Here is a 16,128-nt window from a genome sequence, read left to right as displayed (position 1 = left end):
AATAAAAACAAACTCAAAAACAAAAAACAGGCATAAAAACAAACACACTATCGAGTTCACAAACAACACCCACACACCCCAAAACAGCCACAAAAAACCGCAACCATCAAAAACAGGGAGGAAGCAACCACGCCACAATCACAAACCCAAAACCACAAACAGGCCCAAAAGCTTGCAACCACTCGGCGCAACAACAGAAACAATACCCACCCCCCACCACACCGTCAAATCAGCGCAAGCTTCAATTCCTACCTCTTGCACACCAGCAGATTCGCAGTATTTCGCCGAAAAGTGGCTCTGAGCAGCAAGGAAACACTAAAATTGTGATCTGTCAGCGTTTTACAGACCACAAAACTAGACCGTGATTGCGACTCAGATCTCCGTAGCAAACGCCGACTGTCACACGGCGCCTACACGTCGCCACATACATGCGATTGCGTACGTACACGGCGACCAATACATCTAAGAACACCACGCAGCACAGCACCAATATCGAGATGCAATGACCTGTTAGAAACGCACTGCGGGGCGGAAACGTAGTGTTTCCGCCCCGCAGGTGAGTCCAATCAGGAAATCACTGCGATTCCCATACGGACGCTTCAGTCGTCGAATTCGATGACAGCAAGGTTGCGACGCCCCTTACGGATCAGCAGTCGATGACCAGCCAGAACATCGTCAGCCGTGAACACAGCTTCCGCGTCCTCAAGCTTGACGTTGTTCAGGTACGCACCACCGGAAGCAATCGTGCGACGTGCGGCGCCTCGTCCCTTTTCCAAACCGGTTTCAACCAACGCGTCAACCATCGTTGCCTCACCGAGCTTCACAGTTGCGCGAGGAAGATCCGACGTAGCAGAAGCCAAGGTATCCGCATCGATTGCGCGCAGATCTCCACCGCCCCAAAGGGCGTTGGTTGCACCAAGAACACGCTCAAACTCTTCTTCACCGTGAACAAGCTTCGTCACCTCAGCCGCCAGGGCCTTCTGGGCTGCGCGCGCATGAGGACGCTCTGCAACCTCAACCTCAAGCTCTTCTATGCGAGCACGGTCAAGGAAGGTGAAGATCTTCAGGAAGCGAACAACATCGGCGTCCTCAACCTGCAGCCAGAACTGGTAGAAGGCGTACGGGCTCATCATCGTCGGATCGAGCCAAATCGCACCGCCCTCGGACTTACCGAATTTCGTACCATCAGCCTTCGTAATAATCGGAGTCGTCAGCACGTGCGACACCTCGCCGTCAACCTTACGAATCAGATCAACGCCACCGATCATATTGCCCCACTGATCGTTACCGCCGGTCTCAAGAGTGGCACCGTAACGACGATGCAGTTCAAGGAAATCGTTCGCCTGCAGGATCTGATAGGAGAACTCCGTGTAGGAAATGCCCTCATCCGATGCCAGACGACGCGCAACAATGTCCTTACCGAGCATCGTGCCAACGCGGAAGTACTTACCGATACCGCGGAGCAGATCAATGGCGCTCAGTTCCTCAGTCCAGTCGAGGTTGTTCACCATCGTCGCCGCGGCCGGTCCTTCAAAATCGAGAAAACGCGAGATCTGGTTGCGCAGATTGTCTGCCCAACCGCGAACGACCTCGGTCGGCTGCAGCTGGCGCTCCCCCGATTGACGCGGATCGCCAATCTGACCGGTTGCCCCACCGACAAGTGCGAGTGGCTTATGACCAGCCAGCTGCAGGTGACGCATCAGAAGAATTTGAACAAGGTGTCCGTGGTGCAGAGAAGCTGCGGTCGGGTCGAAGCCACAATAAAAGGTGACCGGCCCGGCGTTCAGGTGCTCGCGAAGAGCATCAATGTCGGTGTGCTGGGCGATGAGACCCCTCCACTGGAGGTCATCCAGAATGTCGGTCACTTTAAATTCCTTCCATTTCGGCTCGAAGTAGCCGAGGCTATCTTAGCGGGTTGGGGTGGACGCCCACTCACGGCATCCAGCAATACGGACAGCAAGTGCTTGTCGTTGTTCCTCAACGCGAACAGGAGCAGTTCCCCCCTTCCCCAGTCGCGCGGATACAGATCCTGCGACGTTCAGGACTTCGCGGACATCCGGGGTCAGAAGCGACGAGGCCGAGGTCAATTCTTCATCGCTGAGATCAGCAAGCTCGACGCCACGTCGCTCTGCCATCTTGACGCAAGCTCCAGAGATTTCGTGCGCGCTACGGAAAGGTACTCCCCTACGCACAAGCCACTCTGCAATGTCCGTGGCAAGCGAGAATCCCTGAGGTGCGAGCTCCGCCATGCGCTCCAAGTTAAGGGTCATCGTTTCAACCATTCCCGAAACAGCGGGCAGCAAAACATCGAGCGTATCCAGCTGATCGAAGACAGGTTCTTTGTCTTCTTGAAGATCGCGATCGTATGCCAGCGGGATGCCCTTGAGCACCGTCAATAGGCTCATCAGATCACCGATCAGGCGACCGGCTTTACCGCGAGCGAGTTCAGCCACATCGGGATTCTTCTTCTGAGGCATGATCGATGATCCTGTTGAGAAGGAATCATCAAGAGTCACGTAGTCGAATTCCTTGGTGTTCCACATGATGATTTCTTCGCTGAGGCGAGAGATATCAACGCCGATCATCGCAAGGATAAAAGAGCACTCCGCAACGATGTCACGCGACGCGGTTCCATCGATCGAATTATCCACCGAATCATCAAAGCCGAGCTGACGAGCAACAGCCTGCGGATCCATGCCGAGAGTATTACCTGCCAGAGCGCCCGAGCCATAGGGAGAAATCGCGGCACGCTTATCCCAATCGGCAAAACGTTCAACGTCGCGAATCAGAGGCCATGCGTGTGCCATCAGATGATGCGCCACCAAAACGGGTTGTGCGTGTTGCATATGAGTACGCCCCGGCATAACAGCGTCACCAGCACGTGCAGCCTGCGACAAAATCGCGTCCACAACATCCAGGACGCGGCTCGCAATATGGCGCGTCTCGTCACGCAGGTACATGCGAATCAGTGTTGCAATCTGATCATTACGCGAACGCCCCGCACGCAACTTTCCGCCAAGCTCACTACCCGCGCGCTCAAGCAAACCACGCTCGAGTGCCGTATGGACATCCTCATCGTCCGGCGATGGAACAAACGCACCCGACGCAACATCGGCATCCAATTGCGCCAACGCGGCATGCATCGCGTCGATTTCATCAGCGCTTAAGAGGCCAGCCTCGTACAGCGCGTCAGCGTGGGCATGAGAACCAGCAATGTCCACATGCGCGAGACGCCAATCGAAATGGGTAGAAACTGAAAGGGCTGCGAGCGCCTGCGCAGGACCACCGGAAAAACGGCCACCCCACAAAGCAGTCGGTGTTGTTGTCTCTTGCGAAGTCACGGGTTCATCATTCCTTGCCCTCGCGACAAACTCCAATTCGCGAGACGTTTAAAGGGACCATATTTTGCAAACAGTGAAGCAAAAGGTTGTTTTTTCGCCACCCACGCTGCCAAGATGACAAAAAGAATCCAGTTGCCTTCAAACAAAAGACGGGATTCAACCGTCGACTGAATAATCAATGCTGAAGCAATCATTGCTGGCATTACAACCCTGCGGGATTCATCGATATGGCGCACAGCGTAAATGAACGTGCCAAAGAATACTGTCGCAACGGCGACGCTCAGAATTGAGACTCCGATAATGCCTGTCTGGAAAAGGGCCTCGATAAACGAGTTGTGAGCCTGAGTTGTCGGAGTTCCATCACCGCGACGAATGAAATTCGAAAAAACAGGCACATCACCTTGATAGCCAATGGTGAAGCCCCATCCGAGAATCGGATGTTGGCTCCACATGGGGAGAAGCGCCTTCCAGATGTCACCACGACCTGAAAAATCCGGGGAACGACCAAGGAAATCAGTGATCGCCAAACGGTTAAACAGTGCGATCACCGCTCCTGTCAGAGTCAGCGAGACGATCAAAGAAATCAGGGCGGGACGATGAGGACGCGTCACCGACTTCACCAAACCGAAGGACATTGCGATCGCCATACAGATGATGACCGCGACGGTGACCGTTCCTGAACGCGTCAGAGCAATTGTCACAATCGAAATGATCAGCCAGATAATCGTTGACGTCGTGTTTTTATACGTTGACATCCATTTGACAAGCAAACAGAGAATCAACAGCAACGCAATAAACGCAAGCGGATTCCGATTACCGGGGAAGCCTTGAATAGGGCCACCATTAAAAAGATCTCCATAAACCCAATAGGACATATCGGGCACGGATTCCCCAGCGCGGATCATTGGAATCGGAGCCAAGCGCTGTTTCCAGATAAGAGCGGTGAACAGCTCAAGAGCGTAGGAAACAATCAGAATGACCTTGAACGAAACGATGAGAAGATTCGCTGTTTCCGTAAACGTGTAACAGGCAGAAATCGCCAAACCTGTAAGAGACACGCCGATTGTCACGACGGCAAACATCGCAGAATAATGCGGATATTGCGACCATGCGACCGATAAAGCGCACCACATGACGAACAGCAGTGTGGCAAGTGGATACGCAACCCGTGTGAAACGAATCTGATTGAGATGCATCAGATACGCCAAAGCAACAAATAATGCCACCATGACAACCGAAGACCCGTAGAAGCCAACGATATTACGTACGCCTTGGCCTGCGAAGCCTAGAAAGAAGATTGCAATGGTGACGATATCTAAGGCTCGACGCTCAGGCGTCGTCTTCGCCCCATACCTGCGTAGAAACTCAACCGATTCTTTCATCGTGACCACTCTAGCGAAAGAACGTGCCACGCCCCGGTGTCCATTGGGCACACTTAGATAAAGAAAACACGTGTGCCCAAGGAAATCAGCCTTGGGCACACGTGCATATCAGTGTTTGTTTGACCAAACGAACGTCTGCTCAGTATCCCTGCGAGTTACCCAGACGGACGTCACGAGCAGCCGCAAGCTTCGACTGCAGACCGTAGATATCAATGAATCCACGCGACGAAGACTGATCGAAGCTATCGCCAGTCTCGTAGGTTGCCAGGTTGAAGTCATACAGTGAAGCCTCGGAACTCCGTCCATTCACAGTTGCACGGCCACCGTGCAGGACCATACGAATATCACCGGTCACATACTGCTGAGTATCTTCAATGAACGCATCCATGGACTTCTTCAACGGTGAGTACCACTGGGCTTCATAGACCAATTCACCCCACATCTGCTCAAGACCACGCTTGTAGCGGCGCTGCACGCGTTCGAGGGTGATGGATTCCAGCCCCTGGTGTGCTTCGATCAAAGCGAGAGCACCGGGAGCCTCGTAAATCTCACGTGACTTGATGCCAACCAGACGATCTTCGACCATGTCAATACGACCGATGCCTTGAGCGCCTGCACGGCGGTTCAGCTCTTGGATTGCTTCAAGCGGGGTGACTGCGCGACCGTCAATGGCTACCGGGATGCCCTTTTCGAAGGAAATGACGACCTCATCCGGAAGCGGCGGGTAAGTCGGATCATCGGTGTAAACGTAGACGTCCTTGGTCGGCGCGTTCCACAGGTCTTCAAGGAAGCCAGTTTCGATTGCTCGACCCCACACGTTCTGGTCGATCGAGAACGGGTTATGCTTCGTCGTTTCGATCGGCAGGTGGTGCTTCTCGGCGTATTCGATAGCAACGTCACGCGTCAGCGCAAGGTCACGAACCGGCGAGATGCAGTCCATGTCGGGGGCCATCGACGTAATCGAAACCTCGAAACGTACCTGGTCGTTCCCCTTGCCGGTGCAACCGTGAGCAACAGTGTGTGCGCCAAATTCGCGCGCAGCTTTCACCAGGTGCTTGGCGATCACGGGACGGGACAGAGCTGAAACCAGCGGGTACTTACCTTCATAGAGGGCATTCGCCTTCAGTGCCGGCATGCAGTATTCGTTGGCGAACTCGTCGCGAGCATCTGCAACGTAGGCTTCCACCGCACCGCAGTCGAGCGCGCGCTGGCGGATGACCTCGAGGTCTTCGCCACCCTGCCCCACGTCAACTGCAACCGCAACGACCTCGCGACCGGTCTGTTCGCCGATCCAACCAATAGCAACGGAGGTGTCCAAACCACCCGAGTATGCGAGGACAACGCGGTCCTTGTGCTCTGCCATGTTGTATTCCTTCTCCGATGAAAGTGTGAGAGTGGAGTGAATAAGAAAAGTGTGGGCTCAGTGAGCGGAAGATCCGGGCTCAGCAAGATCCATCAGATACGATTGGGTCTGCTGCGCATCTTCAGAAGATCGACAAATCACAAGGATTGTGTCATCGCCCGCGATTGTTCCCGCAACCGCATCAAGACGAACAGCATCGATAGCTGAGGCCAAGAGATTGGCTGCTCCAACCGTTGTCCTGAGCACCAGCTGATGGTCAACAAGGATTGAGGTAACGAGGATCGACTGGCACCATTTCTGCAAGCGTTCGTGTCCAGCTTCGCCTTCGTGGGTTGCTCCCCCGTCAATATCGGGAACGGAGTAGATGCGAGTGCCGTCAGCCACACGAATCTTTGTCGCACGCATATCGACAAGGTCACGCGACAGAGTTGCCTGAGTAACGTCAATACCTTGCTCACGCAACAGATCGCGAAGATCCTTTTGCGAACCGATTGATCCGCTAGCAAGAATTGAACGAATTGCTTCACGTCGCGCAGCGGGCGTTTGTGTGCTTCGATCTCCCATATGCATGATTATACGTAACTATGTATAAATTGCACAATGGCGCGAGGCACCCAAAATCAGCGCTGTTCGAGATCCTTCAGAATCGAATCAGTCCACTCGTTGATCTCATCCCAGTCGCGGAAATCGCCTTCCACAACACCGGCAAGACGTGCAACTGAGCGTTCACGCAACGAAAGCAACGATGGGGTGTAGCGACCAGCAAAAGAATGAAGATCAATAGCACTGACGCGAGTCAGAAGCGGACCGATACGAGTCGGATCCTGAGGGGCATGCTTCGGAACACCATTCATACCAACTGAGAATGCCCACACGGGCTTGTTTTCAAGCTGGGCGCTAAAACGATCCATGAAATCGTGCGCTCCATCCATCCACTGCAGGATATAAACAGCCGAACCGCAAATCACAGCGTCATAAGCGTCAACAGAAGTAACATCCTCCGGCGCGATGCGATCAGCCGTGTGACCGGCATCTTCGAGTCGCCTCGCAATCGCGTCGGCAACTTCGTTCGTTGAACCATGCTTTGAAGAAGCAGTGACAAGGATATGCATAGCTATAAGTGTGGCAGAAAGCCGGGCTGGAGTCGCGCTGACATCTCGTACTGAGTCAAGATACACAAGGCGCGGACTCCAGCCCGGCTGTTCTATCGGTCATCGTGCCCCGTCAGGAGCCTCGTTAACTAAGAGCGCAACTGTGCTCCCAGCACCTTGCCCGCCTTCGCGACGACACTTTCGCGAACCTCACGAACTTCGTCGGCACTCAGCGTGCGATCCGGCGCACGCAACTTCAGAGCGAACGCCAGCGAGCGAACGTCAGCGCCAAGTGTCTCGGATTCGAAAATGTCGAACAGCGTCACTTCTTCAAGCAACGCTCCCCCGCCCTGGCGAACAACCTGCTCGACGCGAGCAACAGGGATCGACTTCGACACAACAAGAGCGATGTCTTCCTTCGCAATCGGGTAAGTCGAGACGGGCTTCACCTGCGTCGGCTCACCGCTCATCGCCTCAATCAGAGCAGACAGATCAACCTCTGCGGCGCACGAACGGGCCGGCAAGCCAAACGACTTGCACACGCCGGGGTGAAGTTCGCCAGCCATCGCGATATCAATCAAATCGCGACCACGGCGGACGAATACGCGAGCAACACGACCCGGATGCCACGGAGCAACATCAGCCGGATCCGATGCAGGTTCAGGCATCAGCGGACCGGGCACCTTCTTGTAGTCGGCATCCCACGCGCGAGTGACCTCAATGCGAACGCCCAGAAGAGACGCAATATTCTCGACCGTCTCAAGAGCATCCGACCATGCGAACATGCGAGCAGGCTCGACAACCGGCGAAGCCGAGGCACGACCGGCAAGGACAACACCCACATGCCACGGCTGAGCAGGAGTGCCAGCACGCAGTCCAGCAAGTTCCTCATCAGTCGGGCGCTGTTCAGCGCTCAGAAGATCGGCAGGAACTGTGCCTGCAGGGCGAACAACAAGTCCGGTTTCAAACAGCGCCACGCGGTCGCTACCGCGTGCAACGTTGCGTCCGGCAGCGTCGAGCAAGGTATCAATGATCGAGGTGCGCAACAGGGGTGCATCATCCGCAAGCGGGTTACGAAGCTTCAGAGCCTGACGACGTTCATCGCCCTGAGCGAGACGCTGACGATCGAAGGAATCCGAAACGAACGGATAGCTGAGAACCTCAACCAAACCAGAAGCTGCAAGCGACGCAGAAACGTGACGACGCGCCTGCTGCGCATCAGTCAAACCAGCACCGGCAGGAGCCGACGGCAGAATCGACGGAATAGTGTCGAAACCGTCAAGACGTGCAATTTCCTCAACCAGGTGGGCAGAACCGGTCAGGTCGGGACGCCACGTCGGAACGGTCACGTTGAAGATTCCGTCTTCGATTTCGTCGAGCGTGCAACCAATTTCAGTGAGAAGCTCCTCAACGCGTTCCTTCGAGTAGTCGACGCCGATCAAGCGGGCGGCATCGGTGTACGGGAAACGAATTGACGAGGCCGGCGCGACTTCGTTGAAGTCGGACACTGCTGCATCTGCCGTTCCCCCGCCGTACTCAACCAGCAGGTCAACAGCTCGTTGAGCTGCGACAGGAGCAAGCTGGGGATCAGTGCCACGTTCGAAGCGCTTCGACGCTTCAGACGGCAGGTGGTGACGACGTGCGGTACGGGCGACCGACACCGCATCAAAGTGAGCGGCTTCGAGGAGGATATCCGTCGTGGAATGCTCGACCTCTGAATACTGACCACCCATAACACCGGCCATGCCGATGATGCGTGATCCTTCACCGTTCGGAGAATCTGTGATCAGCAGGTCTTGCGGATCCAGTTGCCGATCGACCTCATCCAGCGTTGTCAGACGCTCACCGGCGCGTGCGCGACGGACAACGATCGGAGCTTCAAGAGCATTCAGGTCGTAGGCGTGCATTGGCTGCCCAAGGTCGAGCATCACGTAGTTGGTGATGTCAACGGCCAAGGAGAGGCTACGCATTCCTGCTGCTTCGAGACGCTCGACCATCCAACGCGGGCTGGGAGCCGAAGGGTTCACGCCACGAACAATGCGGGTGACAAAACGGTCCGCACCGGGCTTACCGTGGATCGGCGCGTCGTCTGCGATACGCACCTCGAATCCGTCAGCGGTTGCCTCGGGCACCGAAGCAACACAGTTTCCAACCAGACCGGGATCCGTGAACTTCGCACCCGTCGAGTGCGCGAATTCGCGTGCGACACCGCGCATTGAGAAGCAGTAACCGCGGTCGGGGGTCACGTTGATCTCAAGAGTCTCTTCGCCCAAGCCAAGGAAACCGAGCAGATCAGAACCCGGAGCAGGGATCTCACGGTCTGGGAAATACTTCGGCAACACGATGATGCCATCGTGATCGTTACCCAGTCCCAGTTCACGGGCAGAGCAAATCATGCCATCGGAAATGTGACCGTAGGTCTTACGCGCTGCAATCGCGAAATCGCCGGGAAGAACTGCACCGGGCAGGGAAACAACAACGAGGTCACCCTCAACGAAGTTGTGAGCACCGCAAATGATGCCACGGCTTGGCAGATCCGAAGGTTCCTTACCGGCACCCGGCTGGTCGTTGTACTGACCAACGTCGACGCGACAGTAATTGACAGTCTTGCCGTTGGAGGCAGTTTCCTTCACCAGGGTCAGAACCTTGCCAACAACCAGCGGACCGGTGACCTTTGCGGGGTGGATTGCTTCTTCTTCCAGACCAACCTTCACCAGCGCTGCTGCGAGCTGCGCGGCATCAAGATCAGCAGGGACCTCGACGTGATCGGCGAGCCAAGAAATCGGAACCATTGGCATGTCAGTGTCCCTTTCCAATCAAACCGAACTGCTGGCTGAAACGAACGTCGCCTTCAACGATGTCGTGCATGTCAGCAATTCCGTGCCGGAGCATGAGGGTGCGTTCAATACCCATACCGAATGCGAAACCGGTGTAGACCTCCGGATCGATTCCGTTTGCTCTGAGAACGTTGGGGTTCACCATGCCGCAACCACCGACTTCAATCCAGCCGGCGCCACCCTTCTTCTGTGGGAACCAAATATCAAGTTCGGCGCTGGGCTCAGTGAAAGGAAAGAACGACGGGCGCAGGCGCGCCTTCGCTTCAGGACCAAACATTGCCTGAGCAAAGTGATTGAGCACGCCCTTCAGGTGCGCCATGGTCAGGCCCTTATCAACGGCCAAACCTTCGACCTGGTGAAAAACCGGGGTGTGCGTCGCGTCAAGAGCGTCAGAACGGAACACCTTGCCCGGGCATGCGACGTACAGAGGGACACCGCGGTCAAGCATGGCACGCGACTGCACCGGCGACGTGTGAGTACGCATCACGAGGTGCCCATCATCGGCGTTCTGGCCACCAGCAGAAGTGCCGTCAACGTAGAACGTGTCCTGCATCTGACGAGCCGGGTGGTCGATGTCGAAGTTCAGGGAGTCGAAGTTAAACCATTCGTGTTCAACTTCGGGGCCTTCAGCGATAGCCCAGCCCATGGATGTAAACACATCTTCGATCTCTTCAATCAGAGTCTCGATCGGGTGACGCGCACCCGTCACCGTGCGATGCCCACCGGCAGTCACATCGACGGATTCTTCGCGAAGAACACGTGCCTCGTTCTCAGCTTCAAGCACCTCTTGACGGACGGCGAGAGCCTTCGAAATCTGGCCGCGAGCACCACCGAGATTCTTACCTGCAGTGCCACGGTCTGCGGGTTTGAGGGAACCGATGATGCGGTTGGCTACGACCAGCGGGGCGTTGTCGCCAAGGATCGCTTGCTTTGTGGCTTTGAGTTCTTCGAGTGAAGATGCGGCTTCAATATCTGAAAGTGCAGCTGTGACGAGGGCGTCGACGGCTGCACTATCCAGTGGATTGAGGTCAGGGGCTTCCTGGGCCATGTCCTGTTTCCTCCAATTAGGTCTCGTTTTGAACGCACTATATGCCCTGCCATGATAGTCCGAGCCCGCAAGATACTACGTTGTCGTCCACATGGGGTCACTCACGCTGGGTTCATATCTTCGTTGTCTGCACAGTCAGCAGTCATAAAGGAGCCTCGTCGCCTGGCCATCTGCCCGAGGTGAGCGAAAGGACTAGTCTTAAAGGTATGACTCATATATCTGATTTAGCCAAGCGTGCGCCACTTGGAACCTTGAAACCGGGAACTATCTCCCCTGTTCGTTTAGTCCCGTCTCATATTGATCGTCCTGAATACATGTTCCATGAGGGTCCGGAGCGCGTGACTGCGTCGGATATTAAGGACGTGTCGACGATCGAGCGTATTCGTCACGCGGGCCGTATTGCTGCTCAGGCTCTGGAGGCCGTGGGCAAGAGCGTCGCACCGGGCGTGACGACCGACGAACTCGACCGTATTGGCCACGAGTTCCTCATTGACAACAATGCCTACCCGTCATGCTTGGGGTACATGGGTTTCCCGAAGTCTCTGTGCACGTCGATCAACGAGGTCATCTGCCACGGCATTCCCGACGATCGCCCGTTGGAAGAAGGCGACATCGTGAACGTTGATATCACCGCCTATGTTGATGGTGTTCACGGTGATACCTGCGCGATGTTCGAGGTTGGCAAGGTCGACGAGGAATCGCACCTTCTGATTGAACGCACGCATGAAGCGATGATGCGTGGCATTAAGGCTGTTGGTCCGGGTCGTGAAATCAACGTGATCGGTCGTGTCATTGAACGTTATGCGAAGCGTTTCGACTACGGCGTGATCCGCGATTACACGGGGCACGGTGTGGGCGAGGCCTTCCACTCCGGTCTGATTGTTCCTCACTACGATGCTGCACCCGCGTATTCGACGATGATGGAGCCCGGTATGGTCTTCACGATCGAGCCGATGTTGACCCTTGGTGGCATTGATTGGGAGCAGTGGGACGATGACTGGACCGTTGTGACCGCTGACCGTTCACGTACTGCTCAGTTTGAGCACACCATCGTTGTCACCGAAGACGGTGCGGAGATTTTGACTCTTCCGTGAGTCTGAGGCTGGCACATTTTTGCTGATCGACGAGGTCGCGCGGACGTAACTGTTCGCGCGACCTTGTTGCTCGGCGCTACGGTACGATATCAACTGAGTCGAACAATGAGGTTTCGGAAGGGATCATTCGCACAATGACGACCGTTGGATGTGGAATCGATATTGGTGGATCTGGCGTGAAAGCAGCCCTGGTCGACCTGGAGACTGGTGAGTTCATCGGCGAACGTATTCGCATTGAAACGCCCAAGCCTGCAACCCCTGATGCAGTTGCTGATGTTTGTCGTCAGCTTCTTGAAGGTCTTGAGGTTGCCTCCGATATTCCTGTCGGAATTACCTTCCCAGCTCCAGTGATTCACGGCGTTATTCCTTTTATGGCGAATCTGGATGATTCGTGGGTTGGTGTGAATGTCATTGACCTGATGGAAAAGCACCTTGGTCGCAAGGTTGTTCCACTCAACGACGCTGATGCTGCTGGTCTGGCAGAGGTCGTTTACGGTGCTGCGAAGGATGTCCCGGGTCTGGTCATTGTCACGACGCTCGGTACAGGAATCGGTTCGGCTCTGATCATGGACGGCAAGCTCGTCCCCAACTCTGAGCTCGGCCACCTTGAGATCGACGGCCACGACGCCGAGACCCGCGCCTCGTCCGGTCAGAAGACACTTCAGGATCTGTCGTGGAAGAAGTGGGCGAAGCGCCTTCAGAAGTACTACAGCCACGTTGAAATGTTGTTCAGCCCCGACCTGTTCGTGGTCGGCGGTGGCGTGTCGAAGAACCACGCGAAGTTCATGCCGTTGCTTGATCTAAAGACGAAGATGCTCCCGGCTGAGCTTCGTAATACCGCCGGCATCGTCGGTGCAGCGTGGTACGCGGCATCCGGGCCTCGTGAATAATTCACTCGCAAAATCTTGAAGGCGACTACCAACTTGGTAGCGCACCGTGCCCCCCACTCGTCTTACCGCGCATGTTTTTAGTCACGCTGAGCGAGGCCCCGCAACACGTACTGCAAGATGCCACCGTGTCGATAGTAGTCAGCCTCACCGGGCGTATCGATACGCAGGCGCGCATCGAAGGTAACGGAGGTACCGTCTTCGCGTAGGGCCTCGACCGTCAGAGCCTGCGGGGTTATACCCTCATTCAAAGCGGTGACACCGTGGATTGAGAAGACCTCATCACCGGTCAATCCCAGCGAGTCACGCGTCTGTCCTTCGGGGAACTGCAAGGGCAAGACACCCATGCCGATCAGGTTCGAGCGATGAATGCGTTCAAAGGATTCAGCGATCACGGCCTTCACGCCGAGCAAGGAGGTTCCCTTTGCTGCCCAGTCACGAGACGAACCGGAACCGTATTCCTTGCCACCGAGGACAACGAGGGGGGTGCCCTGGGCGAGATAGTCGACGCTGGCGTCATACACGGTTGAAACCGGTGCACCCGGGTGAGCAAAGTTCTTCGTGAAACCGCCTTCAACACCGGGAAGCATCTCGTTACGAATACGGATATTCGCGAACGTACCGCGGATCATGACCTCATGGTTGCCTCGGCGAGAACCGTAGGAGTTGAAGTCCTTGCGCTCGACTCCGTGGCTCATCAGGTACTGCCCCGCGGGGGTTTCCGGCTTGAAAGCGCCAGCCGGCGAAATGTGGTCGGTTGTCACCGAGTCGCCGAGCTTCAGCAGAACGCGAGCACCTTCGATATCCGAGACTGGAGCAGGCTCCAAGCCCATGCCCTCGAAATAGGGGGGCTTACGCACGTAGGTGGATTCTCCGTTCCATGCGAATACATGGCCTTCGGGGGTGTTCAGAGAGCGCCAACGTTCATCGCCAGCGAAGACATCCGCGTAGCCGTTTTCGAACATGGAGCGGTCGATCGACGCGTCGGTTGTCTTCTGTACTTCGTCGGCGTCCGGCCAGATATCACGCAAATACACTTCAGAACCATCTGCGGGGTCGATTCCCAACGGATCATTCTCGAAGTCGAAGTCCATCGTGCCAGCCAACGCGTAGGCGATGACAAGTGGGGGGGACGCCAGGTAATTCATCTTCACGTCGGGGTTGATGCGACCTTCGAAGTTACGGTTGCCCGACAGAACCGACACGACAGCGAGGTCGTTGTCGTTCACCGCTGCAGAAACCTCGGGAGTCAGCGGGCCAGAGTTACCGATACAGGTGGCGCACCCATAGCCAACCAGGTTGAAGCCCAGAGCATTGAGGTCGTCCCAGAGGCCTGCCTTCTCATAGTAGTCGGTGACAACCTTGGAACCGGGTGCCAGGGAAGTCTTCACCCACGGCTTCGACGTCAGACCACGCTTCACAGCGTTACGTGCCAGCAGACCGGCCGCCAACATGACCGATGGGTTCGACGTATTCGTGCACGAAGTGATCGACGCGATCACCACATCACCGTGGTTCAGGCGAGTCTTCGTCCCATCGGCCAGCATCAACTCAACATCCTCACGCGGACCGTCCGGCGCATAGGTGCCGATCGTCTTCTCGAACATATCTTTCGAGTTCGACAGCTCGATACGGTCCTGCGGGCGCTTCGGGCCTGCAATCGACGGAACAACCGTCGACAGATCGAGTTCAAGGTATTCGGAATAGCGGGCTTCGCGTGAAGGATCGTGCCAGAGACCCTGCTTCTTCGCGTATGCCTCAACGAGGGCAATCGATTCTTCGCTCCGACCCGTCAGGCGCAGGTAGTCAAGCGTGACCTCGTCGATTGGGAAGATGGCGGCGGTGGAGCCGAACTCCGGCGACATGTTGCCGATCGTTGCGCGGTTCGCGAGCGGAACTGCGCCCACGCCACTGCCGTAGAACTCAACGAACTTGCCGACGACTCCGTGTGCGCGCAGCATCTGCGTAATCGTGAGCACGACGTCGGTGGCGGTTGCGCCAGCGGGGATTTTACCCTTCAGCTTGAAGCCAACAACGCGCGGGATCAGCATCGAAACGGGCTGGCCAAGCATGGCGGCTTCGGCTTCAATACCACCGACGCCCCAGCCGAGCACACCGAGACCGTTGACCATCGTGGTGTGCGAGTCAGTGCCGACGCAAGTGTCGGGGTAGGCCATCTTCGAACCGTCGGCTTCATCCTTGACGAAAACCGTGCGGGCGAGGTGCTCAATGTTGACCTGGTGAACGATGCCGGTTGACGGCGGGACAACGCGGAAGTTATCGAATGCGCCCTGCCCCCAGCGGAGGAACTGGTAGCGTTCCTGGTTGCGTTCGTATTCACGTTCAACATTGCGTTCGAATGCGATCGAGGTGCCGGCAACGTCAATCTGAACGGAGTGGTCGATGACCATTTCAGCGGGGGCCAGTGGGTTAATCAGAGTCGGGTCGCCACCGAGGTCAGCAACTGCTTCACGCATCGTTGCGAGGTCCACGATGCAGGGAACGCCGGTGAAATCCTGCATGATGACGCGCGCAGGGGTGAACTGGATTTCGGTGTCAGGCTCACCGTCCGGATCCCACGATGCGAGCGCTTTGATGTGCTCAGCGGTGATGTTTGCTCCGTCTTCGGTGCGCAACAGGTTTTCCGCAAGAACCTTCAGTGAGTACGGAAGTTTGTCGAGGCCATCGACCGCGTCAAGCGAGTAAATCGTGTAGTCCTGAGAATCAACGCTCAGGGTGGTTTGTGCTCCGAATGAGTTCACGGATGCCATGACCTCTCCTCCACTGTTGCGCACACACTTAAGTATCTTGATATCAAGATTACTTGCTGACGTGGTGTCCGCAAGTAGAAATAGGACAGATTCGTTGAATTCAGACTTTTCGGTGAATTCTCGGCTTCCCTCAGGTGGTGCAGGAGGCCCTCACACAACACTCGCCTCAGAAATCAACAACATCGGTGTACTAAAAACCCGCGGATGTTGGTTCTCAGTGAACAAAAAGACACAAAAGATGCCAGCAATTCATGCGAGCCAATCATTTTTCCATCCGCACCATGTCTACCACCGGTCAGACGTGAAACCGCATT

At 55.9% G+C, this 16,128-nt stretch carries 12 protein-coding genes; 3 read left to right on the top strand and 9 right to left on the bottom strand.

The features are described 5' to 3' along the window. On the top strand, positions 1-301 hold a 301-nt coding region (locus QP503_RS07320; protein WP_285101452.1), incomplete at its 5' end, for a hypothetical protein. A gap of 298 nt (positions 302-599) precedes the next feature. Here QP503_RS07320 and tyrS read toward each other — a convergent pair. The 8 genes from tyrS to pheS form a co-directional block, all read right to left on the bottom strand. Further along, positions 600-1,865 carry a tyrosine--tRNA ligase gene (gene tyrS / locus QP503_RS07315; RefSeq protein WP_285101450.1) on the bottom strand — a complete coding sequence of 422 codons (1,266 nt, stop codon included), beginning with the start codon at positions 1,863-1,865 and terminating at the stop codon, positions 600-602. A gap of 42 nt (positions 1,866-1,907) precedes the next feature. Further along, the gene (gene argH / locus QP503_RS07310) at positions 1,908-3,341 is read right to left on the bottom strand and encodes an argininosuccinate lyase (protein WP_006681556.1); all 1,434 of its coding nucleotides are present in this window, start codon (positions 3,339-3,341) and stop codon (positions 1,908-1,910) included. After that, positions 3,338-4,723, bottom strand: coding sequence for an O-antigen ligase family protein (locus QP503_RS07305; protein ID WP_285067758.1), 1,386 nt, complete (start codon positions 4,721-4,723; stop codon positions 3,338-3,340). Before QP503_RS07305 ends, argH begins: the two co-directional genes overlap by 4 nt. A 139-nt stretch (positions 4,724-4,862) precedes the next feature. Continuing rightward, complete coding sequence (locus QP503_RS07300) at positions 4,863-6,086, bottom strand: argininosuccinate synthase (protein WP_103633622.1); 1,224 nt, start codon at positions 6,084-6,086, stop codon at positions 4,863-4,865. A gap of 57 nt (positions 6,087-6,143) precedes the next feature. Continuing rightward, the gene (locus QP503_RS07295) at positions 6,144-6,656 is read right to left on the bottom strand and encodes an arginine repressor (protein ID WP_006681559.1); all 513 of its coding nucleotides are present in this window, start codon (positions 6,654-6,656) and stop codon (positions 6,144-6,146) included. 50 nt (positions 6,657-6,706) lie between these two features. After that, positions 6,707-7,198, bottom strand: coding sequence for a flavodoxin domain-containing protein (locus QP503_RS07290; RefSeq protein WP_103633645.1), 492 nt, complete (start codon positions 7,196-7,198; stop codon positions 6,707-6,709). Positions 7,199-7,326: 128 nt separating this feature from the next. Further along, positions 7,327-9,975 (bottom strand): phenylalanine--tRNA ligase subunit beta, encoded by a 2,649-nt coding sequence (pheT, locus tag QP503_RS07285; RefSeq protein ID WP_103633621.1) that lies wholly within the window; start codon positions 9,973-9,975, stop codon positions 7,327-7,329. Position 9,976: 1 nt separating this feature from the next. Further along, complete coding sequence (gene pheS / locus QP503_RS07280) at positions 9,977-11,062, bottom strand: phenylalanine--tRNA ligase subunit alpha (RefSeq protein ID WP_103633620.1); 1,086 nt, start codon at positions 11,060-11,062, stop codon at positions 9,977-9,979. Positions 11,063-11,268: 206 nt separating this feature from the next. On the opposite strand from pheS, the gene map reads away from it, so the two are divergent. After that, complete coding sequence (map, locus tag QP503_RS07275; RefSeq protein ID WP_103633644.1) at positions 11,269-12,156, top strand: type I methionyl aminopeptidase; 888 nt, start codon at positions 11,269-11,271, stop codon at positions 12,154-12,156. Positions 12,157-12,290: 134 nt separating this feature from the next. Next, on the top strand, positions 12,291-13,046 hold the full coding sequence (gene ppgK / locus QP503_RS07270) for a polyphosphate--glucose phosphotransferase (RefSeq protein WP_181002189.1): 756 nt from the start codon (positions 12,291-12,293) through the stop codon (positions 13,044-13,046). Between the two features lie 77 nt (positions 13,047-13,123). Here the strand turns inward: ppgK and acnA are convergent, their stop codons facing one another. Beyond that, complete coding sequence (gene acnA / locus QP503_RS07265) at positions 13,124-15,814, bottom strand: aconitate hydratase AcnA (RefSeq protein WP_103633618.1); 2,691 nt, start codon at positions 15,812-15,814, stop codon at positions 13,124-13,126. Between the last annotated feature and the right edge of the window lie 314 nt (positions 15,815-16,128).

It is taken from the genome of Pauljensenia sp. UMB0895 (assembly GCF_030218905.1).
Taxonomy (GTDB): domain Bacteria; phylum Actinomycetota; class Actinomycetes; order Actinomycetales; family Actinomycetaceae; genus Pauljensenia; species Pauljensenia turicensis_A.
Note: the sequence above shows the minus strand (reverse complement) of the source record. Positions and strands in the feature narration are given on the sequence as shown.

What these genes read in the sequence shown, in the direction of transcription:
- QP503_RS07305 (WP_285067758.1), bottom strand. Translation starts at nt 4,723, where the DNA reads ATGAAAGAATCGGTTGAGTTTCTACGCAGGTATGGGGCGAAGACGACG.
- QP503_RS07300 (WP_103633622.1), bottom strand. Translation starts at nt 6,086, where the DNA reads ATGGCAGAGCACAAGGACCGCGTTGTCCTCGCATACTCGGGTGGTTTG.
- QP503_RS07295 (WP_006681559.1), bottom strand. Translation starts at nt 6,656, where the DNA reads ATGCATATGGGAGATCGAAGCACACAAACGCCCGCTGCGCGACGTGAA.
- QP503_RS07290 (WP_103633645.1), bottom strand. Translation starts at nt 7,198, where the DNA reads ATGCATATCCTTGTCACTGCTTCTTCAAAGCATGGTTCAACGAACGAA.
- pheT (WP_103633621.1), bottom strand. Translation starts at nt 9,975, where the DNA reads ATGCCAATGGTTCCGATTTCTTGGCTCGCCGATCACGTCGAGGTCCCT.
- pheS (WP_103633620.1), bottom strand. Translation starts at nt 11,062, where the DNA reads ATGGCCCAGGAAGCCCCTGACCTCAATCCACTGGATAGTGCAGCCGTC.
- map (WP_103633644.1), top strand. Translation starts at nt 11,269, where the DNA reads ATGACTCATATATCTGATTTAGCCAAGCGTGCGCCACTTGGAACCTTG.
- ppgK (WP_181002189.1), top strand. Translation starts at nt 12,291, where the DNA reads ATGACGACCGTTGGATGTGGAATCGATATTGGTGGATCTGGCGTGAAA.
- acnA (WP_103633618.1), bottom strand. Translation starts at nt 15,814, where the DNA reads ATGGCATCCGTGAACTCATTCGGAGCACAAACCACCCTGAGCGTTGAT.